The sequence below is a fragment of the Sphingopyxis sp. PAMC25046 genome, from assembly GCF_004795895.1.
Taxonomy (GTDB): Bacteria; Pseudomonadota; Alphaproteobacteria; order Sphingomonadales; family Sphingomonadaceae; genus Sphingopyxis.
The window spans coordinates 1,431,265-1,454,771 of the sequence record NZ_CP039250.1; the positions used below are offsets into that span (position 1 = coordinate 1,431,265).

Below are 23,507 nucleotides of genomic sequence, written 5' to 3' on the forward strand. Positions count from 1 at the left end.
CCGGGGCGCATAATTTTTGGGGGGTGGGGTGGACCAGCCGGAGGACGCGACGTCCTCCGGCGAACCCCTCGCCATGCTTGAATGTCGAGGGGAGTCATTATCATGTCGCGTATTTCGAAATCCCGCCTGCTGGCCACCAGCGCGATCGTCGGCCTGTCGATCGGCCAAATCGCGGCGCCCGCTGCCGCGCAGGAGTCCTTCGGCATCCACAACGACCAGCCCGAACTGCTGGAAATCGTGATCGAAGAGGAAGATCCAGATGTCGAGGGTCTCGACATTGGCATCTATGCCGACAATGGCCCTGTCACCGTCGACAATGCCGGCGAGATTCGCGGCCTCGGCACCAGCATCGGCAGCGCCGAAAGCCGCCCCAGCGGCGGTATCGTTATCGCGCAGCCCGGATCGAGCGTCACCAACCGCGACAGCGGCGAAATCATCGGCGGTTCGAACGGCATCGCGACCTCCTATTTCTTCAGCGAAGACGAAAATGACGATGAATTGCCGCCGCAGCCGCTCGCGGCGAACACCAGCGTCACCAACGCCGGAACGATTATCGGCCAGGCAGGTGCCGGCGTCGCCTTGGCCGGTGGGGGTAGTGTCACCAACAACGACGGCCTGATCCAGGGCCTCAACGGCGCTCCGGGTAGCGGTGTCAACGGGATCGGCGTTGCTATCACCGAGTTCCCCGATGCCATCGCAGAGGGGGTCACCGGCATCGGCACGGTCACGAACATCGACACGGGGATTATCGAGGGACAGACCTTCGGTGTCGTCCTGCAGGGCGGCGGAACAATCAACAACGAAGGCGGCAGGATCCAGGCCACCGGCCAGTTCAACCCCGCAATTCCGGGGGCACAGGTTCCCTTCGGGATCGTCATGGGCGCAACGCCCGAACAGACCGGACGGAGCGCAACGCTGAACAACGAGGGCGTCGTCCTCGGCTTTTTCGGCGTGCTCGCGGGCGGCGCGCTGGAAACAACGACGATCAATAATGAAGGCATCATCAACGGGTCTGCCGGGGCGATTCTGGGACAGTCGAACGGCGAGCTGATCGTCAACAATGCCGAGGGTGGGGAGATCGCATCGGGCGGTAACGGCATTCAGGCCGGAACGAGCCGGCTGACGGTCGACAATGCGGGCACGATCCGCGGCGATTCGCAGAACGGCATCAACATCCTGACCGCCGATGCCGCGATCGCCAACAGCGGAACGATCCGCGGGGGGCAATTCGGAGTCGTCACGAACGCGCAGCCGACAACGCCGGAAGGGCCGGGGCAGTTTCTTGCCGTCAATGCGGCGGTGACCAACAGCGGGACGATCATCGGGAATAATAACGATGCTGTGCGGCTCGTCGGCGGCGGCACGGTGGTCAACAGCGGCGTGATCAGCGGCCTGAACAACGCCCAGTCGGACGGCGTCAACATGTATGCTTACGACGGGCAGGACCCGGCAGGCTATGTGTCGAGCGTCACCAACACCACCGAAGGGCAGATCACCGGCGTACGCGCCGGCGTTGCCCTGTCGTCGGGCGGCACGGTGGACAATGCCGGCGCGATCGACGGCAACAGCATGGGCGTGCTGATCCAGAATGGCGAGGAGCCGCTGACCGGCACGATCACCAACAGCGGCACGATCAATGGCCTCGCGGGCGACGGCATCGTCGGTTTCGGCAATCTGGAGAGCTTCTCGGTCGCCAACAGCGGAGCGATCACCGGCGCGGCCGGCGACGGTGTGTACGCCTCGACGACCGACGGCGTCACGGTGATCGAAAATGCCGAAGATGGCACGATCACCGGCGCGGCGTCGGGCATCCACGCCGAGCTTGGCGGGCTCGATCTCACCAATGCGGGCACGATCCACGGCGACGGCGTCAATCCCGGCTTCGATGCGCCGCCCGACGCGGGCGTCACCATTTCGGGCGGGCCCAGCTCGGTCGTCAACAGCGGCAGCATCACCGGCAACCGCTTCGGCATTACGACCGCCAATTATTTCAATCCCGCGACCGGCCAGCTTCAGGGCCTCGCGACCGGCACCACGGTGGTCAATACCGGCACGATCTATGGTTATAACGACGATGGCGTGCGTCTGATTGGCGGCGGCAGCGTCACGAACAGCGGTGAAATCGGCGGTCAGATCGACGCCTTTGCCGACGGCGTGTCGATGTTCGCCTACACCGACCAGGCGAATGAGGATTATAGCGCGCTCGTCACGAACGAGACCGAGGGGCGGATCATCGGCGTTCGCTTCGGCGTCATCCTGTCGGGCGGTGGCGAAGTCGTGAACGACGGTGAAATCCTCGGCGCGTCGGGCGGCGTTTACATTCAGGGCACCGCGCTCAACACCGACCCGAACGAGGAACGCAGCGGGCTCACCGCGAACGTCGTCAACCGCGGCACGATTACCGGGCTCGGCGATTTCGGCGGCACCGGCACCGAAGGTTATGGCGTCGGTTTCGGCAGCGACATGTCGACCGCAACGCTGGTCAACAGCGGCACAATCAGCAGCGATTTCGCCGAGGGCGTCAGCCACGGCTCGCTCGCCGACCTCATGATCACCAACGAGGAAGCCGGCGTGATCACCGGCGCCACCTCGGGCATCTACAGCGGGTCGAGCGGTACGCTGACCGTCGACAATGCCGGCACGATCCGCGGCGAGGGCGCCTATGATGGCTTCGGCGCGCCGCCCGACGCGGGCATCACCATCGGCACCGCGTCGTCGAGCGTGACCAACAGCGGCACGATCAGCGGCGCGAACGCCGGGATCACCACCGCCTTCGTGTTCGACGAAGAGATCGGCGCGCTCGTCGGCCTCGCGGTCGGCACGCAGGTTACGAACAGCGGCAGCATCCTGGGCGAGGCGAACGACGGCGTGCGCCTGATCGGCGGCGGCTCCGTGACCAACAGCGGATCGATCCGCGGCGAGGGAACGACCTTCGCCGACGGCATCTCGATGTATGCCTTCACCGACCAGGCGAAGGAGGATTTCAGCGCCTCGGTCGTCAATGCCGAAGGCGGCGAAATCGAAGGCACCCGCTTCGGCATCATCCTGTCGGGCGGCGGCGCGGTCGAAAATGCCGGCGACATCACCGGCGTCGATGGCGGCATGTTCATTCAGGGCACCGCGATCAACACCGATCCCGGCGAAGATCGCAGCGGACTGACCGCTAGCGTCGTCAACAGCGGAACCATCACCGGCACCCGCGATGACGGGCTCAACGGCTATGGCGTCGGCTTCGGCAGCGACCTTTCGACCGCGACGCTCGACAACAGCGGCACGATCAGCAGCGTCGCGGCGGCAGGCGTGTTTCACGGCACGCTCGGCGACGTGACGATCAACAACAGCGCTGACGGCGTGATCGAGGGTGGCGCCTATGGCGTCTACACCAGCGGCGAAGGCAAGCTCGACCTGACCAACGCCGGCACGATCCAGAGCGCCGGTACGGGCATCGAATCGACGACGCAGACCAACCTCGTCAACAGTGGCACGATTACCGGCGGAAGCGGCGTCGCAGTGCTGCTCGGCGCCTTCGACGACAATGTCACGCTGGGCACGGGCAGCGCGATTTCGGGCCTCGTCGATGCGGGCGACGGTATCGACACGCTGACGCTCGACGGCGACGTCCTCGAACTGACCGAAGCGCAGCAACTGACCGCCGCCAATGGCTTCGAGGCGCTCGACGTCGCGGCGGGCTATTGGTCGACATCGGGCTTCGTCGGCGAATTCGGCAATGTCACGATCGACGCGGGTGCGTCGCTCCAGGTCAACGAAGTCGACCTCGGCGAAGAAGGCACCTCGTCGCCGATCCTCACCTCGGCGGTGCGGACCGACGGCCTGCTCGTGCTCAACTTCGGGGAGGACGAAACCGTCTCGGCGCTCGACGATCTGACGATCGACGGGGCCGGGCAGCTGCAGCTGATCGGCGATGCCGTTTTCACCGTCGATACCGCGAATATCGCGCACACCGGCGGCACGATCATCTCCAACGGCGGGCTGGTGCTTACCGGCGTGCTCCAGGGCGATGTGCGGACCGAAGGCGACGGTTATTTCGAACTCGGCGCTGGCGGGACCGAGGGCAGCTTCGCGGGCAACATCGTCAACGACGGCCGCTTCGTCTTCAATCGCTCGGACAATTATGACTTCCTCGGCGATTTCTCGGGCAATGGCGTGCTCGACAAGATGGGCGATGGCGCGCTGACCTTCATGGGCGACTATGCCTTCGAAGGGGTGACGAACATCCTCGGCGGTTCGGTGCGCATCGGCGGAACGATCGATCCGACGACCGATTTCAACCTCGGCGAGGGCGGTACGCTCGACATCACGGGCAAGGACCAGACGATCGGCGGCCTTGAAGGCCAGGAAGGTTCGACCGTCGAACTCGGCAACAGCCAGCTGACCGTCGACCAGCCCGGGAACACCGCGTTCGGCGGCAACATCTCGGGCACCGGAAGCTTCGTCAAACAGGGTGAAGGCACGCTCAACCTGACCGGCAACAGCACATACACCGGCCCCACCGCGGTCAACGGCGGCACCCTTGCGGTGAACGGCTCGATCGTCTCGCCGGTGACCGTCAACAGCGGCGGCACCCTCGGCGGAAACGGCAGCGTCGGTTCGACGACGGTCGGCGACGGCGGCACGCTTGCGCCGGGCAATTCGATCGGCCGGCTCACGGTCAACGGCGACCTCGCCTTCGCCGCCGGCTCGACCTACGAGGTCGAAGTCAACGCCGCGGGCGAGGCCGACCGCCTCGACGCCACCGGCGCGGTGACAATCGACAGCACCGCAAGCGTTGCCGTCCTCGCCGAAGAGGGCGAATATAACGGGCGGACCGATTATGTGATCCTGACGGGCGCGGGCGGCATCACCGGCACCTTCGGGACGGTGACGAGCGATCTCGCCTTCCTCGATCCGCTGCTGCGCTACGACGCCAATTCGGTGATCCTGTCGCTTTATCGCAACGACATCGACTTCGCCGACATCGCGATCGGCTTCAACCAGGCGAGCGTCGCGACCGCGGTCCAGGCGCTCGGGATCGACAACCCCCTTTACGAAGCGGTTCTGGTCCAGAATGCGGCGACCGCGCAGGCGAGTTTCGGCGATCTGTCGGGCGAAATCCTCGCCAGTTCGCTCAGCGGCTTGACCGACGACAGCCGCCACCTGCGTAACAGCCTGATGGGGATGAAGGCGCCCGAGGAAAGCGGCGCGTTCGTCTGGGGCTCGGCCTTCGGCGGCTGGGGCGACTTTGACGCCAATCGCGGCAATTTTGCGATGGACACCGACCACAAGGGGCTGGTCGCGGGCGTCGGTTTCGGCGGCAACGGCTTTGCCGCGGCGCTTTCGGCGGGGATCGGGGGGTCGGACTTCCGCTTCGACGGCCGCAATGACCGGGCCGAGGTCGACAGCAAATATCTCGCCGCGCACGCCACCTATGGCAGCGGCGAGGGGCTACGCGGCACCGTCGGGGTCAGCTATGCCTGGCACGACATCGACACCAGCCGCGGCATCAGCGGCGCGCCGCTGGCGCAAACGCTGACGTCGAAGCGCGATGCCGACACGCTGCAGATCTTCGGCGAAATCGGTTACGACATCACCGCCGGCAACACGGCGATCACGCCCTTTGCCCGGCTGGCGCATGTCGACACCGGAAGCGACGCCTTCACCGAAACCGGCGGCAATGCGGCGCTGACGGTGGGCAAGGCCGACCAGAAGACGACCTTCCTCAGCCTCGGCGCACGGGCGCAGTTCAACGCGGGGCAGCCGGGCTTCCAGCCCTATGTCTCGGCGGCGTGGAACCGCGCCTTCAACGACCGCGGCGCGCCGATCGTCTCGCGCTTCGTCGCGGGTGGTCCGGCATTCGACATCCTTGGCATCGCAATCCCCAAAAATTCGGCGGAGGTCGAAGCCGGCTTTGAATTCACCACGGGGGCCTTCCGCCTCGGCGCGGCCTACACCGGCACGCTGGCGTCGGATCGCAGCGCCCATGGTGCACGGGTAACTGCGCGCATCGCCTTCTGATAGCGACCCGATCGGAAGCGGTTCACGCAGGCTTGGGGCCGAGGCAACATATGTCGCCTCGGCCTCATTCTTTTGTCCTGATGCTTAGAACTTGACGCTCAACCCGGCGGTGATCCTGCGATCGGTCAGGCCCTGGAAGCAGAGCAGCGCCTTGTTGTTCACGCAATATTGGTTCTGGTCGCCGCGCAGCAGGTTGATGCCCTCGACGCCGACGTTGATGTGATCGTTGATGTCGTAATTGATGCTGGCGTTGAGCTGCCCCCGCGCCCCGTTGATCAGCGGGAGGCCAAAGAAGAAGGGATCGTCCGACACATAGCTCGACCGCCACGTATAGCGCAGCCGCGCATTGAGCCCGTATTTGTCGTAGAACAGTGTCGCGTTATAGGCATATTTCGACAGGTTGGTCAGCGAGATCAGGTCCTGCGAACCCGGATAGCCGAGCTGGGTGAACACCGTCCGCGGCCCGTCGGCGGTGCGATATTCGCGCGCCGAGCCGCCCGCCTTCTGATAGGTGAAATTGCCGATGAAGCCGAAGCCGGAGGCGAAGCCGAGCACATCCTCCCACGCCGAAAGATCATGCTGGAACGCGACCTCGACGCCGGTTTGCGTCGTCGTGCCCGGAACGTTGAAGGTCGAACTGCGCGGAACGCAGATGCCGACGCCCTGGATCGGGTTGTTGATGTTGCGGTTGGCGATCGGGTTATAGATGCCGCCGTCGGGGCACGACGGGTCGATCGAAATATTGAGGTTGCCGTCGGCGTCGAGATTGGGGGCCGGATCTTCCTGCCGCTGCGCGAACAAATTGGTGCGGCTCTTGTGGAAGAAACCGATGCTGATCAGGCTCGACGGCGCGAAATAATATTCGCCCGACAGGTCGAACGACCACACCGCTTCGGGGACGAGGTCGGGGTTGCCCACCGCGACCGGCGTGTTCGCGCCGGTGCCGAAGGAAAAGGAGGTCGACAGCGTGTCGAAATTCGGGCGGCGAATGTCGCGCGCGATACCCGCGCGGACGAGGAAGCGGTCGGCGGGTTCGAGCACGAGATTAAAGCGCGGCAACAGGAAGTTGTACGAGCTTTTCGCGACCGTCTGCCCTGTGACCTCGCCGTTGGCGATATTGTTGCCGGTCGAGGACAGGCTGGTGTGCAGCCAGCGCACGCCCGCGTTGCCGCGCACCGGCATGCCGGCGATCTCACCTTCCATATTCGCCTGAAAATAGGCGGCATTCGTCGTTTCCTTGATCTTGAAGAAGCCCGCGAAGGATTCGGTCGGCGTCACCAGCGACGCGATTGGCGGCCCTTGCGTCGCGGCGGCGTTGCTCGCGTCGATGGCAGCGTTGAGCGCATCGAGCACCTTCGCGGGATCGTCGAACGCCAGCCCGCCGTCGATCAGCAGGAAGTCCGGGAAATAAAGCCGGCGCCCGTCGGCCGCGTTGAAGTTGCTCGGTCCCGGGATCAATATATCGGAAAACAGGTCGCCCGACGGCCGGTTCCATGCGCTTGTCGTGTTGGTCAGGCTGACATTTCGTGAAAATTCGTTGTTTTCCGCCGAGGTGCGGTTCCAGCGATAGCCGAAATCGATCGAAGTGACGAACGGGTTGAGATCGCTCGTATCATACGAGAAATCGAGGCGCGCCGCCCTTTCCTGATTGTCGGTCGTGTTCGCGCCCTGCGCCACTTGCTGCAGTTGATAATTGGCGGGGTCGAGCAATTGCGCCGTCGTCGGCGCGAAGGGGCTCGCCTGGTCGATTCCGAATTGCAGCGTGCCGCCGCGAAGGTCGAATTCGATCGGCACGCCATTGTCGATGCTCCGCCCGATTTGCGGCTGCGGGCCATTGGGGTTGATGAAGTCGAGCGTCGTCGAGAAGTTCGGAAAGTCCGATTTCGAGGTCGACAGCGCTACTTCGGCGCGCATTCTCAGCTTGTCGGTTACCTGCCAGTCGGTGCCAAAGTCGAACACCCGGCTTTTGGTGACGCGCGCTCCGGTGTCGCTCGACGTGCGCATATTTGGATCGATCACCGTTCCGGTGCTGCCGCCGATACCGAGCGTGCCCGCGACCGTCGCATCGACGCTGCCAAGGTCGATCGGGCCGTCGGGTCCGTCGAGCGTGCCCCAGTTGACCGTTTCGAACGCGCTATTGTCGGTCGCGTCGACGACCGAGGGCGTCGCGGTGCCCGAAATCTGCACGCGGTGGCTTTGCTGGCCGCGCGTCTGGTTGTTGAGCGTCGCGTCGAAATAGAATTTCAGGTCGTCGTTCGGCTTCCATTCGAGCGCCGCGGTGCCGTTGTAGGTTTCATATTCGTAATTCTCCAATCCCTGCTGAAGGAACTGGATGCGCAGGAAGGGAAAAGCCTCGGCGCTCGGGCCCGAACCGGGAAGGACGACCGCGTCGCGGTCGACGCGCGGCTTGAACGCGGCGACGTCCTGCCGGGCATAGCTCCCGCTCAACACGATGCCGATTTCGCCGATGCCGGTATCCCAATTGCTGCCGACCGTCGCCGACAGCCGGGGCAGGGTCGATTTCGACAGGTCGCTGTTTTCCATCTGGGCGCGCGCGGCGATCAGCGGTTCCTTGAGGTCGAGCGGGCGGATTGTCCGCAGGTTGATTGTGCCGCCGACCGATCCCTCGATCGTCTGCGCGGTCGGGACCTTCGTTACCTCGACGGAGGCGATCAAGGCGGCGGGCAGATCCTCGAAGCTGATGCCCGAGCGGCCGGCGCCCGACCCGACGGTCGACACGCCGTTGATTTCGGTGCGGTTGGCGTCGGTGCCGCGGATCTGCACCGCATTGCCGACGCCCGCCTGCCGGGTGATCTGGACCCCGGTGACATTTTCCAGCACTTCGGCAAGGTTCTGGTCGGGCAGTTTGCCGATATCTTCGGCCTGGATGACCTCGACGATATTGTCGGAGGTGCGCTTTTCGCCCAGCGCGGTGGCAAGGGAACTGCGGATGCCCGTGACGACGATCGCATCATCACCCACCTCATCGGCGGCGGAACTGCCTGTCTCCTGCGCGACCGGCTCCTGCGCAAAGGCGGGAAGGGCGAGCATCGACAGGGCGGTCGTGCCCAGCAAGGTCGCTACCGAAATCATTTTACCGCGCGAAACGCGCACGAGGCTGCCCCGAATCATCCCACTCTCCCTCATTGCCTTGTTTGGAGAGAGGCTCTTCCTGTCAGACCAATATGTCAACCCATGATTCATACCATATCTGGGTTGATATTGTCCTACCTCTTGTATAGTCCAATGGCTAAGAATCATAAAAAGGGTGAGGCGCAGTGCGGATAAGGGCGATTCTAACACTGGTGATGCTGGTCTCGACCGCGCATCCGGCGCTGGCGCGCGACCTGCTCGTGGCCGATCAGGCGCAATATAGGGCTGCGGTCAAAAAGGCGCAGCCGGGCGACAATATCATCCTCGCCGACGGCGAGTGGCGCGATTTCCAGATCGTCTTCACGGGCGCCGGCACCGCCGCCAAGCCGATCGTGCTGACCGCGCAGACCATGGGCAAGGTGCTGATCACCGGCCAGTCGAGCCTGCGCATCGGCGGAAAGCATCTGCTCGTTTCGGGTCTCGTCTTCAAAAATGGCGCGAGCCCGACCGATCAGGTCATCAGCTTCCGCCGCGATTCTAAGACGCTCGCCACCGACAGCCGCGTCACCGAGACCGTGATCGACGGCTTCAGCAAGTCCGACCGCCGCGCCGAGGACATCTGGGTCGCGCTTTACGGCACCGGCAACCGCGTCGATCATTCGCACTTCGAGGGCAAGACCAACGCCGGCGTGACGCTCGCGGTGATCCGCCGCGCCGGCGATCCGCTCGATAACGGCCACCGCATCGACCATAATTATTTCGGCCCGCGCCCGCCCTTGGGGTCGAACGGCGGCGAGACGATCCGCATCGGCACCAGCGAGGAATCGCTGTCCGACAGCCACACGATCGTCGAGCGCAACATCTTCGACCGGACGAGCGGCGAGGTCGAGATCGTCTCGATCAAATCGGGCGGCAATATCATCCGCGAAAACCTCGTGCTCGAAGCGCAGGGTGCTTTCGTGCTCCGCCACGGCAACGGCAACCTCGTCGAGCGCAACATCTTCTTCGGCAAGGGCGTGCCCGACACCGGCGGCGTGCGCGTGATCAACCGCGATCAGATCGTGCGCGACAATTATTTCGAAGGGCTCGCGGGCGGCTCGTTCAAAAGCGCGATCGCCGTGATGAACGGCGTCCCCAATTCGGTGATCAACCGCTATCATCAGGTCGCGAACGCGCGGATCGAGCGCAACAGCCTCATCGACATCGCGCGCATCACCCTGGCGGCGGGCGCCGACGCCGAACGTTCGGCGCCGCCCGTGGACAGCAAATTCGAGCGCAACCTGATCGTCGGCGCCAAGGGGGCGGACCCGTTCCGCGCCGAAGGCGAGATCGGCGGCATTACGTTTGCGGGCAATGTTCAGGCAAAGGCCGCTAGGCCCTTGCTGACCGCCGGGGTCGAGCAGCGCGACGTGGCGCTCGAACGTGCCGCCAATGGCCTGCTTTACCCGACCGACCCCGCGCTCGCCGCCGTCGGCGCCCCGCGCGACCTCAAACCCGTGTCCCGCGAAGAGGTCGGCGCAAGCTGGTATCGCGGCGACGCGCCGGAGGCGGCGTTCGGCGCCGGCGCCACACGGCCGATCGCGGCGGGCGCCTCGCTCGCAGAAGCGGTCGCCGATGCGAACGCCGGCGACACGCTGGCGCTCGCCACCGGCACCTATGACATCGCCGCCCCGCTGGCGGTGCAACGTCGGCTGACCATCGCCGGCGCGAAGGATGCAAAGCCTGTGCTGCGCGTCGCGTCGAGCCTCGCGCGGATCGCGGGCGGCGGCGGGCTGCGGCTCGAAAATCTCGCGGTCGACGCAAGCGCGGCGTCCGGCGAGGACGCGCTGATTGCGGTCGCGTCGGGCGTCGCCCCCAACTACAGCATTACGCTCGACCGTGTATCGGTGCGCGGCCCGGGCAAGGGCCGCCTCGACGGCATCGCGATGGCGCCCGGTACTTTCGCCGACGATGTGACCATCACCAACAGCGATTTCGCCGCAATGGGCGTTGTCGTCGCCGCGACCGGCGAGCAGGAACCGAAGGGCTGGTATCCGATGGAACGGCTGACGATCGCCGGCAGCCGCTTCGCGCGCGTCGCGATGGTCGCCGACCTGCTGCGCAAGGGCACCGACGAAAGCACCTTTGGCCCCTGGTTTGCGATGACCGGATCGAGCGTCGCGGGCAGTGGGAAGGGCGGCGCGTCGCTGCGCGTCTCGGGCGCCCAGCACACCGACATCGCGCAGAACAGCTTCGCCAAGTCGGACGGCATCGTCGTCATCCATTCGGTCGGCGCGCCCGAAACGCGGATCGCGTCGAACGCCTTCGCCGCGACCCCCGCGCCGCGCATCGAGGAACTCGCGTGGAAAGGCCCGCCGCGCGGGCAGATCAGCGGCAATGTAGTGGAGGGACGCCCGTGACCCGCACCCTCGCGCTCCTGCTCGCCGCTGCCACGCTGCCCGCCTTTCCCGCCGCCGCGCAAACCCCGCCCACTGCTTCGGCGCAGGCCTTCGCGCCGCTTTTCGCCGCCGAGGTCGAGCGCGCCCGGCGCGACGTCGATGCGTCGATCTGGGCGGGCATCAACGTGCCCGTGCCCAAGGACCCCGGTGGTGGTTTCACCCACGAACAGCATAAGCGCAATTACCGCATCATTTTCGAGGGCGGCCAGCTCCTCCGCCTGACTGGCGAGGTGCGCTATCGCGACCATGTCCGCGACCTTTTGCTCGCTTATGCCGACCTCTATCCGGGGCTGGGGCCGCACCCCGCGGCGTCGAACCAGGTGCCGGGACGCCTCTTTTGGCAGAGCCTCAACGACAGCGTCTTCCTCGTCAACGCGGTGCAGGGCTATGCTCAGATCCGCGAGGCGCTCTCCGCCGCCGACCGCAAGCGGATCGACGATCGGGTGATCCGCCCGATGGCGCGCTTCCTGTCGGACGAATCGCCCGAGGTGATCAACCGCATCCACAATCATGCGACCTGGGCGGCTGCCGGCGTCGGCCTGTCGGGCTATCTGCTCGGCGACCGCGAGCTCGTCGACAAGGCGCTGCTCGGGCTCGACAAGAGCGGCAAGGCGGGCTTCCTCCGCCAGCTAGACCTGCTCTTCTCGCCCGACGGCTATTATGCCGAAGGTCCCTATTATCAACGCTATGCGTTGCAACCCTTCGTCGTCTTCGCGGCGGCGATCGCGGCGAATGATCCCGACCGCAAGATTTTCGAGTATCGCGACGGCATCGTGCTGAAAGCGATCCGCACCGCGATCGACCTGACCCACGATGGCACTTTCCTGCCGATCAACGACGCGATGCCCGACAAGAGCCTGCGCACCGAGGAACTCTATCACGCCGTCGCTATCGCCTATGGCGCGACAAAAGACCCGGCCTTCCTGTCGATCGCCGACTGGCAGGGACGCACCGTGCTGACCGCGGCGGGGCAGGCGATGGCCGCCGATCTCGCGGCGGGCAAGGCGAAGTCCTGGCCCTTCGCCTCGCGGCTGCTGTCCGACGGCCCCGACGGCAAGGGCGGCGCGCTCGTGCTGCTGCGCACCAAGACCGATCCCTCAGGCCCGCTGCTCGTTGCCAAGAATACGGTGCAAGGCATGGGACACGGCCATTTCGACCGGCTCGGCTGGCTCTATTATGACGAAACCGGCGCGGTCGTGACCGACTATGGCGCCGCGCGCTTCCTCAATGTCGAGGCAAAGCGCGGCGGGCGCTACCTCCCCGAAAACGACAGCTGGGCGAGCGCGACGATCGCGCACAACACGCTTGTCGTCGATGAACAAAGTCACTTCGCAGGCAACTGGAAAGCCGGAGAAAAATCCGGAACGGGCCAGCTCGCCGTATCGCTCGAAGGCCCGACCCGCTACACGATCGCCGAAATCGGCAGCGCCTACAAGGACGTCGCAATCCGCCGCGCGTTGCTGCTGATCGAGGTCGATGGCCTCGCCAATCCTCTGACGCTCGATATCCTCCACGGAACTGGCAGCGGCAGGCATGTCTATGACCTGCCGCTGCATTTTTCGGGGCATATCATCGACAGCGACATCGCGTTCGACCGCAATCTCGCCGAGCGCCCGGTGCTAGGGAAGGCGAACGGCTATCAGCATCTGTGGGTCGACGGGACGGGGATAAAGGCCGGCAAGGCGCGGCTGACGTGGATGCAGGGCAGCCGCTTCTACAGCTACCATATGCTGCCGCCCGCGGGGGCGAGCTTCATCCTCGCCCAAAGCGGCGCGAACGATCCCGAATTCAACCTGCGCCGCGAACCCGCGCTGATCCAGCGCGTCGACGGCGCCGCAAATGCGACCTTCGTCAGCCTGCTCGAACCGCACGGCGCCTATGACGCCGCGGCGGAGACGGTGGTCGCGAGCAGCGCGCGCGTCGCGGCGCTCGAGCATCGCAAGGAAAAGGGCGCCGATCTCGTCCTCATCACCCTCGTCGACGGCCGCCGGCTTGCGATCGCGGTTGCCGACGACGTCACCGCCGATGCGAAGCACAGCCTCACGGTCGATGGCCGCACCCTCGCATGGACCGGCCCTGTCGGCCGCCTCGATCTCGCCAGAACCGGAGCGAAGAAATGAGCAATATCAAGGGCCGCTTTCGCTGGTGTGTTATCGCGCTGATCGCGCTTGCCACCGTGATCAATTACATCGACCGCAACGCGCTCGCGGTGATGTGGCCCGAGGTGTCGAAGGAAATCGGCGCCACCAAGGAAGATTACGCGCTGCTGGTGACGATCTTCATGATCTTCTACGCCTTCGGCCAGTCGCTCTTCGGGCGCATCTTCGACGCGATCGGCACGCGGATGGGCTTCACCCTCTCGATCGTCGTCTGGTCGCTGTCGATCGCGGCGCATGCGCTGGTGCGTTCCATGCCGCTGCTGATAGTGCTGCGCGCGACGCTGGGGATCAGCGAGGCGGGTAACTGGCCCGGCGCCGCCAAGGCGAATGCGCTCTGGTTCCCCTCGCGCGAGCGCGCGCTGGCGCAGGGCATCTTCAACGCCGGCGCCTCCCTGGGCGGCATCATCTCGGCGCCGCTGATCGCGCTCCTGTTCGTCCAGTTCGGCTGGCACGGCACCTTCCTTCTCATCGGCGTGCTCGGCTTCATCTGGCTCGTGCCCTGGCTCTGGTTCTACAAGGCCGATCCCGAGAAGCATCCGGGCCTCAGCGAAGAAGAGCGGCAATATATTCTGACCGGCCGCACCGAAGCCGGACGCGACGACAGCCGCCGCGTGCCGCTCGGCGAACTGCTTCGCTATCGGCAGAGCTGGGGCGTCATCCTGTCGCGCTTCTTCCTCGACCCCGTCTGGTGGCTCTTCGTCTCGTGGCTGCCGATCTATCTCGCCGAAACCTTCGGCTTCGACGTCAAGCAGATCGGCCTCTTCGCCTGGGTACCCTTTGTCGGCGCAATGCTCGGCAGCCTGTTTGGCGGCTGGTTCGCGGGGCGAATCATCAGCAAGGGCGGCGGCGTCCACAAGGCGCGCACGCTGACGATCGCGATCGGTTGCGCGATCATGCTGCCTTCGCTGCTGTTCACCATCGGCGCGAGCGAGCCGCTCAACGCGGTGCTGCTGATCGCGTGCATCCTCTTCGGTTTCCAAATGGCGATCGGGAACATCCAGACGCTGCCGAGCGACTATTTCGGTGGCGGCGCGGTCGGCAGCCTTGCCGGGATCAGCGGCACCGCAGCGGTCGCGGGCACGCTGATCACCACCTGGCTCGTCCCTGTGCTCACCAAGACGAGCTACGCGCCGATCTTCGCGCTTTCCGCGGCGATCGTGCCCGTTTCTTTCCTCTGTTTCTGGCTGATCGGCGGACGCGTCGAACCGGTCGTCACCCCACCCACCAACACGCAAGAATAAGGAACTGCATCACATGGATCTCCACGGGAAAACCGCGCTCGTCACCGGCGGCGGCCGCGACATCGGCCGATCGGTCTCGATCGCGCTCGCGCGCGCCGGGGTGCGTGTCGCGATCAATTACAACAGCGGCCGCGACGCAGCCGAAGACACGCTGAAAGCGATCAAGGATGCGGGCGGCGAAGCCTTCCTGATCCAAGCCGACGTCACCGACAGCCATGCGGTAAAGTCGATGCTCGACGAGGTCGGGGTCGCGTTCAGCGGCCGGCTCGATATCCTCGTCAACCTCGCGGGCGGCATGGTCGCACGCAAGACGCTGAGCGAGATGGACGAGGAGTTCTTCGATCATGTCATGACGCTCAACCTCAAATCGGCCTTCCTCGTCCTCCAGGCGTCGCAGCCCTTCCTTGGCGAAGGATCGGCGGTGGTGAACGTCTCGTCGCTTGCCGGCCGCGACGGCGGCGGTCCGGGCGCGTCGGTCTATGCGACCGCGAAGGGCGCGCTGATGACCTACACGCGTTCGATGGCGAAGGAACTCGGCCCGCAGGGTATCCGCGTCAACGCCGTCTGCCCCGGCCTGATCGGCACCAGCTTCCACGACATCTTCTCGAAGCCCGAGGGGCGCGCTGCGACCGCGAACAATACGCCGCTCCGCCGCGAAGGTCATCCCGACGAGGTCGCCGACACGATCGTCTATCTCGCTTCGCCCGCGGCGAGCTTCCTCGCGGGTGTCTGTCTCGACATCAACGGCGGGCTGGCCTTCTCGTGATGCGCGGCCTTGTCGCCATCGCCGGCTGCGCCCTGCTCGCGAGCGGGGCGCAGGCAGAGACCCGCGAACGCACCGACGCGCCGCCGCTCGAGCCGTACAAGATCATCCTCGTCGGCGATTCGACGATGGCGCCGCACAGCGGCTGGGGCGGGGCGTTTTGCGCGCATCATGTCAAATCGTCGGTTGCGTGTCTCAACACCGGGCGCGGCGGGCGCTCGACGCGCAGCTACCGACAGGAAGGCAGCTGGGACATCGCGCTCGCCGAGGCAAAGGTGCCCGGCTATCGCGGCACCTGGGTGCTCATCCAGTTCGCGCACAACGATCAGTCGTCGAAATCCGAACGCTGGACCGACGAGACGACCGAATTCCCCGCCAACCTTCGCCGCTTCGTCGAGGAGGTGCGGGCAGCGGGCGCCACTCCGGTGCTCGTCACCCCGCTGACCCGGCGCGAGTTCCGCGACGGCAAGCTCCGCAACACGCTCGCGAGCTGGTCGGACCAGATTCGCGGCGTCGCCAAGGCTATGGACGTGCCGCTCGTCGACCTTAACGCGCTCAGCGCCGCGCAGGCGCAGGAAATGGGCGCCGAGACGGCGACCAAGCTTGCGCAGGTCCCGCCGACGCCCGAAGAGCTCGCCGCCGCGAAGGCCGGGACGACGCTGACCGCGCGCCCGGCGCCGCCTCCGCCCCCGCCGATCACCGGCGATGGCGCCCGCGGGCAGGTGACACGCAAGTTCGACTATACGCATCTCGGCAATGTCGGCGCCGAAGTCACTGCCAAGCTCGTGACGCAGGCGCTTGCCCGGGCGGTGCCGGGGCTCAGGAGTCAGCTCGTCCGCTGACAAAGCATGTATGGCAATATGGACTAACCAATTTGCCATACACTATGGTTGACAATCATGCTGCGATGTTCGACAGCATTGGTCATAACAGAATCGGTATCTGGGAGAGACGAAGTGAATTCTCGTATTCAAATCCGTGCGCGTTCGCTCCGCGCCGTCTTGCTGGCGGGCGCGGGCTCGACATTGCTCGTCGCCGCGATGCCCGCGATGGCGCAGGACACGGCGCCCGCCGCGCAGGACGAAGAGGACGCGATCGTTGTCACCGGGATTCGCGAGACGATCCAGAATTCGATCAACACCAAACGCGAGGAAACCGCGATCGTCGACGCGCTGTCGGCCGACGACATCGGCGATCTTCCCGCGCTGTCGGTCGGCCAGGCGATCCAGACGATCACCGGCGCGACGACCCACCGTGAAAAGGGCGACGCCTCCGAAATCGCGCTGCGCGGCCTCGGCCCCTTCCTCTCGAACGCGACCTTCAACGGCCGCGACGCGACAAACGGCAGCGGCGACCGCTCGGTCAATTTCAACCAGTTCCCCTCCGAACTCGTCAACAATATCAAGATCTACAAGACGCAGCAGGCGGATCTCGTCGAAGGCGGCGTCGCCGGCACGATCGAAATCGGCACGCTGCGTCCGCTCGATTTCGGCAAGCGCCGCATCCAGGGTGAGGTCAAGGCGCAGTACAACCCCTATGGCGACCGCATCGTCGGTTCGGGCGGCATCGGCTGGCGCGGGACGCTGAGCTATGTCGACCAGTTCGCGAACGACACGATCGGCATCGCGATCGGCGTTCAGCGCAACGATACCAACAATCCCGAGGAAACCTACGCTGCCAGCAGCACCTGGGTCGCGTGCCGCGCCGACAATGCCTCCAGCGGCAATTGCAGCGAACTCGCGCGCGAGGATTACGGCCAGGATCCCTATTATCTCGTCCCCAACTCGTACATCTTCCGCCAGATCAGCGAAACCGACAAGCGCGATGCCGCGTTCGGCGCTATCCAGTGGCGCCCGTCGGACCGGCTTAACGTCAACCTCGACGTCCAATATTCGGACCGCACCTTCGTCGAAAGCCGTCGCGACCTTACGATTTCGGAGGCACGGCGCGGCCTTGCCAACGTCGAATATGACGAGAACGGCATCGTCCGCTACCTCGAAGGATCGAGCTCGCTCGAATCGAACGGCTCCGAACTGTCGCGCTCGGAAGAATATCTGGGCGGCGGTCTGTCGGTCGAATGGATGCCGAACGACCGGCTGACGCTGACCCTCGACGGCAGCTATTCGCGCACCATCCGCAAGGAAATCGAACGCAATTTCCGCCTGCGCACCGACAGGAACGACGTCAACGGCGATCGCACGCCGGTGGGCGACCAGCGCGTCCCCTATATTTACGAACTCGCGCCGGGCAGCTTCGTCCCGACGATCACGATCGATCCGCGCTTCGACCTCAACAATCACGATCTCTTCTGGGACGACGCACGTTTCCGCCGCGACGAAAGCAAGCGCCGCAACGAGATCATCGCGGGACGCTTCGACGCCGCTTACGAGCTCGACGGCTTCCTCAGCCGGATTTCGGCGGGCGCGCGCTGGTCGGAACTCACCTTTCGCGACTATGATCTGCGCAACGGTGACTTCAACCTCGGCCCCGACTTCACGCTTGAAGAAGACCGCCGGTTCAACAACCAGTGCCGCCAGGCGTTCCCGCAAACCGGCTATCTGTCGGCGGCCGAGGGTAACAATATCAACAGCTGGGCGACCTTCGACGTCGACTGCCTGTTCGGCGCCTATCTGGGGACAGAGGATCCGGGCCTGCCCGACGAGCTGCGCACCGCGGCGAACCGCGACGTCACCGAACGCACGCTCGCCGGCTATGTGATGGCCGAATATGACGCCGATCTGGGCAATATGCCCGTCCGCGGCAATTTCGGCGTCCGCGTCGTCCGCACCGACGTCACCTCGAACGGGCTGCGCAGCGACCTTGTCGTCGTTCCCGATCCCGCCGACCCGACCCGGTTCACGCTCGACGAGAGCGGCGATTTCGAGACGGTGCAGATCAAAAGCCGTAGCACGCGCATCTTGCCGAGCGTCAACGCGATCTTCGAAGTTGCGCCCGACACGCTCGTGCGTCTCGCCGGTTATCGCGCGATGTCGCGACCCAACCCCAGCGCGCTTGGCGCCGGACGAACCTTCACACTCGGCGAAAGCGACGACGGTTTCACCTCGATCGAAGAGGCGATCGACAATGTCCGCGCCAACGGCAGCCCGCGTTTGAAGCCGCTGATGTCGTGGAACGCCGACGCCGCGATCGAATGGTATCCGAACAAGGACAGCCTCCTGTCGGCCACGGTCTATTACAAGCAGTTCAACGGCGGCTTCCAGCCGGTGGTCTATAACGAAGATTTCACGATCAACGGCGAAACCGTCACCGTCCCGGTGACGCAGACGCGCAACAGCCCCGACAAGTCGCGCATCTACGGCCTCGAACTCACCGCCGCGACGCGCTTCAGCTTCCTGCCCAAGCCGCTCGACGGTCTCGGCGCCAAGGTCAGCTACAATTACGCCGATTCGAACTTCGAAACGCAGGATATCCGGCTCGGCGACGAATATAATCCGGAAACCGAAACGGTGACGCCGGGGCTGATCGCGCCCGCCGGTCTCTCGGGCTATTCGAAGCATGTGTTGTCGGCGCAGGCCTATTACGAAATCGGGCCGGTGTCGCTGCAGGCGATCTACAATTACCGCAGCAAATATTTCCAGGACTTCGTCGGCGGCAACAGCCAGCTCCGCTATGTCGGCCCCAGCGAGACTGTCGATTTCCGCGCTTCGCTCGACCTGATGAAGGGCGTGTCGCTGCGGTTCGAGGCGCTCAACCTCTTCAACGAGCCGAAGGCGACCTATATGCCCGTCTACGGCAGCAGCCGCCAATATCACTATTACGGGTCCAAATATTTCATCGGCCTGCGGGCACGGATCTAGGCGGCAAGGTGCGCACTCTGTTCGCCTTGCTATCAGTCGCGGCGGCGGCGCCCGCCGCTGCGACCGAGGCGGTCGAACTCGCGCAAATCGACCGGGACGTCGTGTACCGGACGGTGGGAGGAACGGCGCTGCACCTCGACGTCTATCGCCATGCGGACAGCGTCGCGGCGCCGGGCCCGGTGTTGATCCATTTCCATGGCGGCGGTTGGGCGCGTGGTGCGCGGCCCGCCGACTGGGCGGGGTTCCGTCCTTATCTGGCGGCGGGCCTGTCGCTGGTGACGGTGCAATATCGTCTCGCTGGCGAGGCGCGCGCGCCGGCCGCCGTGCAGGATGCGCGCTGCGCGCTCCACTGGGTAGCCGCCAACGCTGCCCGGCTGGGCTTCGATCCCGGCCGTATCATTCTGACCGGAACCTCGGCGGGTGGACATCTGGCGCTGATGGCGGGGCTGTTACCCGCGGCAAATGATGTCGACAGCGCCGAATGCCGCGGTGCTCCCACGGCGGCGGCGATCCTCGATTTCTATGGACCGGCCGACCTGACCGGCATCGCGTCGCCGTCCGGAAAGCGCCATCCGACGGTCGCGAACTGGATCGGCGACGAAGCCGAAGCAGCGGTAACCGAGCGGGCGATGTCGCCGGTCGCCTGGCTTGCCAAGGACAGCCCGCCCATCTTTATCGCACATGGCGATGCCGACCCGGTGGTGCCCGTTGCCCAGTCGATCGAACTCAAGCGCCGCCTCGACGCGTTGGCGGTGCCGTCCGAATTGTTCGTCGTGCGCGGCGGCGGGCATGGCAAATTTGCGCCCCAAGCCCGGGCCGAAGTGTCGAGGCGGGCCGTCGCCTTCCTGTGTAACCGCAAATTGCTGGCCGCATCGGCTTGTGCAGCGAAAAACTGATGCGCAGCGCGACGATAGACTTCAAACTTGTCATACCAAATTGTATGACCGTACCCGCAATCTTGCGGGGAGACGATTGAACATGGCCGAACGCCGCCTTTTCGAGGATGTCGCCGATACGATCCGGCGCCTGATTCTCGACGGAACCTATCCGCCGGGAACGCGGCTGCCCGGCGAGCGCGAGCTGTCCGAGCGTTTCGAGGTCAGCCGCGTGACGATCCGCGAGGCCGAGATCGCGCTGCAGGCGACGGGGTGGATCCACATCCGCACCGGCGCGGGCGCCTATGTCGAGGCCGTGCTGCCCGGCGACAATGCCATCCTGCCCAAGGTCAGCGCATTCGAGCTGACCGAGGCGCGCTCGCTGTTCGAGGCCGAGGCGGCGGCGCTCGCGGCGCCGACGATTTCGAGCGAAACGCTTGCGAAGCTCGACGAACTGCTCGTGGCGATGGCCGACGACAGCAAGAGCGAGGAAGAGATCAGCGCGATCGACCGCGAGTTTCACATGACGATCGCCGCCGCGTCGAGCAACAAGGCGATCATCCATGTGATCGAGAGCCTGTGGCGTATGCGCATGGAATTGCCCGAGGTGCGGAGCAGCCATTCGCTCGTCTGCCGCAAGGATGGCGCAGCGCGCCAGGCCGAACACGCCGACGTCGTCGCGGCGCTGCGCAAGCGTGACGCGGGCGGCGCACGGCTCGCGATGCGGCGCCATTTCAACCGCCTGCTCGAATCGATGCTCGACGAAACCGAGGAACGCGCGATGGTCGAACTGCGCCGCCAGTCGGCCGAAAGCCGCCAGCGTTATTTGCTGAGCGCCAAGCTCGCCTGATGCCCGATACCCCCGATCCGGTTGCGGCGCTGCTTGCCGCGCGCCTTTCGGGGCAGGCGCTTCCCGCCTTTCCCGCGCCGGTTCCCGCGACGCTGGCGGAGGCTTATACGGTCCAGCGGCGCCTTGCCGCCGCGCTCGGCGCGCCGGTGCTCGGCTGGAAGGTCGGCCGCATCCCGCCCGCGCTCGTCGAAACGCTCGGTGCCGAGCGCGTCGCGGGCCCCGTGCTGCGCGTCGCCGAACTCGACGGAGACAGGCCGGGCGAGGCCCTTATCTTCAGGGACGGCGCGGGCGCGATCGAGTCCGAGGTGATGCTGCGCCTCTGCGCCGTGCCCGACGGGCGCGTGACCGCGGACGACGGCGCCCGCTGGGTCGACGAGATCCGCGCGGGGTTCGAGGTCGCAAGCTCGCCCGCGCCCGACGTCCATAACCACGCCCCCTATGGCATTATCGCCGACATCGGCATCAACAATGGCCTGCTGCTCGGTCCGCGGCTCGATCCTGCGGATTTCGCGACGCTCGGGGTCGAAACGCGGATCGACGGCGTGGCGGTCGGCAGCGGGCGGGCGATCGACGTGCTCGACGGACCGTGGGGCGCGCTCGATTTCCTCGCCGACCTCCATCGCCGCGGCGTCATCGAACTCAAGCCCGGGCAATGGATTTCCGCTGGCGCGATCACCGGGGTCCATCCGATCGCGATCGGCCAGACCGCGACCGCCCGTTTCGGCGCCGCCGCCATCGCCTGCACCGCCGCCGCCGAAACCGGATTCCACGCATGATCGCTCCTCCCCGCAGCATCGCCTGTTTCGGCGAAATCGTCATGCGCGTCTCGGTTCCGCCGGGCGAACTGCCGCTGCAATCGGCGCGGTTCGGCGCGCATGTCGGCGGCGCCGAGGCGAATGTCGCCGTCGCGCTCGCCGCGCTCGGCCGCGCTACCGCGATGATCAGCGCGGTCCCCGAAGGTCCGATCGGCGACGGCGTCATGGGCGAACTGCGCCGCCATGGCGTCGATACCACGTCGGTGCGCCGTCCCGCGGGCCGCATGGGCCTCTATTATCATCTCCCGGGCGGCCCGATGCGCCCCGCCCAGGTCGTCTACGACCGCGCCGGCTCGGCCTTCGCGGCGGCGCAGCCCGACGATTGGGATTGGGACCGCTTGCTCGAGGGCATCGGCTGGCTGCACGTCTCGGGCGTTACCCCCGCGCTCGGGCCGGACAGCGCTGCCGCGACGCTCGAAGCCGTCACCCGCGCCCGCGCGGCCGGAATCGGCGTGTCATTCGACGGCAATTGGCGCGGGCGTTTGTGGGAACGCTGGCAGCCCGATCCGGCGGCGATCCTGAAACCGATTGTTGCGCAGGCATCCTTGCTTTTCGGCAATCATCGCGACGCGGGGCTGCTGCTGGGCCGCGAATTTTCGGGCGAGGGCGAAGACCGGCGGCGCGAGGCGGCGATCGCATTGTTCGACCATTTTCCTTCGCTCGAACATATCGCCTCGACCGCGCGCGAAATCCTCGGCCCCGAGGTCCATCGAATTACCGCGCGCGTCGATACGCGGGACGACCGTGGCGCGAGCGACTCCACCCTCATCACGCCGGTGATCGACCGGGTCGGGACCGGCGACGCGTTCGCAGCGGGCGTTCTCGACGGCCTGTGGAGCGGTAAGAACCTCGCCGATGCGGCGACGCACGGCCTTGCGCTCGCGGCGCTCAAACATGGGCTGCACGGCGATTTCGCGCCATTCGCGCGGTCGGTGCTGGACCGCGCGTCCAGTGCCGCACAGGATATTGCACGCTAGGGTTCGCAACGGTAGAGTCTCCCGACGGAGGCCACGTCCTCGCCCGGCTATACCGGGGTCTCAAGTCCGGGACGGCCCGGCAGCTCGATAAGGAGGCTGCCATGGCCTGGATATATTTGACGATCGCCGGAATTTTCGAAGTCGTGTGGGCTTTCTCGATGAAGCAGTCCGAAGGCTTCACGCGCCCGGGCGCGACCGCCGTCACCATCGCCGCGATGATCGTGAGTTTCGCGCTGCTCGCGCTGTCGATGAAATCGCTGCCGCTCGGCACCGCCTATACGATCTGGACCGGGATCGGCGCCGTCGGCGCCTTCCTCGTCGGCATCTTCATCCTCGGCGAACAGGCGAACGCGATGCGGATCGTCGCCGCGCTGCTGATCGTCAGCGGCCTCATCCTGATGAAGCTGTCGTCGACTGCGTGAGCGACGCCCGCCGGGCTTTCGAAGAAAACACGGCGGGCGCCAAG

Annotated in this window: 13 protein-coding genes; 12 read left to right on the plus strand and 1 reads right to left on the minus strand. The window is 65.6% G+C overall.

The genetic code is table 11. The features are described from left to right. Window positions 1-102 precede the first annotated feature (102 nt). On the plus strand, window positions 103-6,012 hold the full coding sequence (locus E5675_RS06700; protein WP_168707805.1) for an autotransporter domain-containing protein: 5,910 nt from the start codon (window positions 103-105) through the stop codon (window positions 6,010-6,012). Window positions 6,013-6,096: 84 nt separating this feature from the next. Here the strand turns inward: E5675_RS06700 and E5675_RS06705 are convergent, their stop codons facing one another. Beyond that, window positions 6,097-9,144: a TonB-dependent receptor gene (locus E5675_RS06705; protein WP_210727618.1), complete on the minus strand. Its 3,048-nt coding sequence runs from the start codon at window positions 9,142-9,144 to the stop codon at window positions 6,097-6,099. Window positions 9,145-9,320: 176 nt separating this feature from the next. Between E5675_RS06705 and E5675_RS06710 the strand changes: the two genes are divergently transcribed. From E5675_RS06710 to E5675_RS06760, 11 genes are all read left to right on the plus strand, one after another. Further along, window positions 9,321-11,504: a chondroitinase-B domain-containing protein gene (locus E5675_RS06710; RefSeq protein WP_136173835.1), complete on the plus strand. Its 2,184-nt coding sequence runs from the start codon at window positions 9,321-9,323 to the stop codon at window positions 11,502-11,504. Then, window positions 11,501-13,663 (plus strand): heparinase II/III family protein, encoded by a 2,163-nt coding sequence (locus tag E5675_RS06715; protein WP_136173836.1) that lies wholly within the window; start codon window positions 11,501-11,503, stop codon window positions 13,661-13,663. The genes E5675_RS06710 and E5675_RS06715 overlap by 4 nt, the downstream gene beginning before the upstream one ends. Then, window positions 13,660-14,943, plus strand: coding sequence for an MFS transporter (locus tag E5675_RS06720; RefSeq protein WP_136173837.1), 1,284 nt, complete (start codon window positions 13,660-13,662; stop codon window positions 14,941-14,943). Before E5675_RS06715 ends, E5675_RS06720 begins: the two co-directional genes overlap by 4 nt. 13 nt (window positions 14,944-14,956) lie before the next feature. Next, on the plus strand, window positions 14,957-15,709 hold the full coding sequence (locus E5675_RS06725) for an SDR family oxidoreductase (RefSeq protein WP_136173838.1): 753 nt from the start codon (window positions 14,957-14,959) through the stop codon (window positions 15,707-15,709). Next, complete coding sequence (locus E5675_RS06730) at window positions 15,709-16,548, plus strand: rhamnogalacturonan acetylesterase (RefSeq protein ID WP_136176364.1); 840 nt, start codon at window positions 15,709-15,711, stop codon at window positions 16,546-16,548. Before E5675_RS06725 ends, E5675_RS06730 begins: the two co-directional genes overlap by 1 nt. A gap of 114 nt (window positions 16,549-16,662) precedes the next feature. Then, window positions 16,663-19,524 carry a TonB-dependent receptor gene (locus E5675_RS06735; protein WP_247594807.1) on the plus strand — a complete coding sequence of 954 codons (2,862 nt, stop codon included), beginning with the start codon at window positions 16,663-16,665 and terminating at the stop codon, window positions 19,522-19,524. Window positions 19,525-19,532: 8 nt separating this feature from the next. Then, a complete protein-coding gene (locus E5675_RS06740) occupies window positions 19,533-20,420 on the plus strand; it encodes an alpha/beta hydrolase (protein ID WP_168707806.1) in 888 nt (295 codons plus the stop codon). 82 nt (window positions 20,421-20,502) lie between these two features. After that, the gene (locus E5675_RS06745) at window positions 20,503-21,249 is read left to right on the plus strand and encodes an FCD domain-containing protein (protein WP_136173840.1); all 747 of its coding nucleotides are present in this window, start codon (window positions 20,503-20,505) and stop codon (window positions 21,247-21,249) included. Beyond that, a complete protein-coding gene (locus tag E5675_RS06750) occupies window positions 21,249-22,025 on the plus strand; it encodes a 2-keto-4-pentenoate hydratase (protein WP_136173841.1) in 777 nt (258 codons plus the stop codon). The genes E5675_RS06745 and E5675_RS06750 overlap by 1 nt, the downstream gene beginning before the upstream one ends. Further along, complete coding sequence (locus tag E5675_RS06755; protein WP_136173842.1) at window positions 22,022-23,041, plus strand: sugar kinase; 1,020 nt, start codon at window positions 22,022-22,024, stop codon at window positions 23,039-23,041. The genes E5675_RS06750 and E5675_RS06755 overlap by 4 nt, the downstream gene beginning before the upstream one ends. Window positions 23,042-23,142: 101 nt before the next feature. After that, a complete protein-coding gene (locus E5675_RS06760) occupies window positions 23,143-23,463 on the plus strand; it encodes a multidrug efflux SMR transporter (RefSeq protein WP_136173843.1) in 321 nt (106 codons plus the stop codon). The last annotated feature ends 44 nt before the right edge of the window (window positions 23,464-23,507 follow it).

What these genes read in the sequence shown, in the direction of transcription:
- E5675_RS06700 (WP_168707805.1), top strand. Translation starts at nt 103, where the DNA reads ATGTCGCGTATTTCGAAATCCCGCCTGCTGGCCACCAGCGCGATCGTC.
- E5675_RS06705 (WP_210727618.1), bottom strand. Translation starts at nt 9,144, where the DNA reads ATGATTCGGGGCAGCCTCGTGCGCGTTTCGCGCGGTAAAATGATTTCG.
- E5675_RS06710 (WP_136173835.1), top strand. Translation starts at nt 9,321, where the DNA reads ATGCTGGTCTCGACCGCGCATCCGGCGCTGGCGCGCGACCTGCTCGTG.
- E5675_RS06720 (WP_136173837.1), top strand. Translation starts at nt 13,660, where the DNA reads ATGAGCAATATCAAGGGCCGCTTTCGCTGGTGTGTTATCGCGCTGATC.
- E5675_RS06725 (WP_136173838.1), top strand. Translation starts at nt 14,957, where the DNA reads ATGGATCTCCACGGGAAAACCGCGCTCGTCACCGGCGGCGGCCGCGAC.
- E5675_RS06730 (WP_136176364.1), top strand. Translation starts at nt 15,709, where the DNA reads ATGCGCGGCCTTGTCGCCATCGCCGGCTGCGCCCTGCTCGCGAGCGGG.
- E5675_RS06745 (WP_136173840.1), top strand. Translation starts at nt 20,503, where the DNA reads ATGGCCGAACGCCGCCTTTTCGAGGATGTCGCCGATACGATCCGGCGC.
- E5675_RS06750 (WP_136173841.1), top strand. Translation starts at nt 21,249, where the DNA reads ATGCCCGATACCCCCGATCCGGTTGCGGCGCTGCTTGCCGCGCGCCTT.
- E5675_RS06755 (WP_136173842.1), top strand. Translation starts at nt 22,022, where the DNA reads ATGATCGCTCCTCCCCGCAGCATCGCCTGTTTCGGCGAAATCGTCATG.
- E5675_RS06760 (WP_136173843.1), top strand. Translation starts at nt 23,143, where the DNA reads ATGGCCTGGATATATTTGACGATCGCCGGAATTTTCGAAGTCGTGTGG.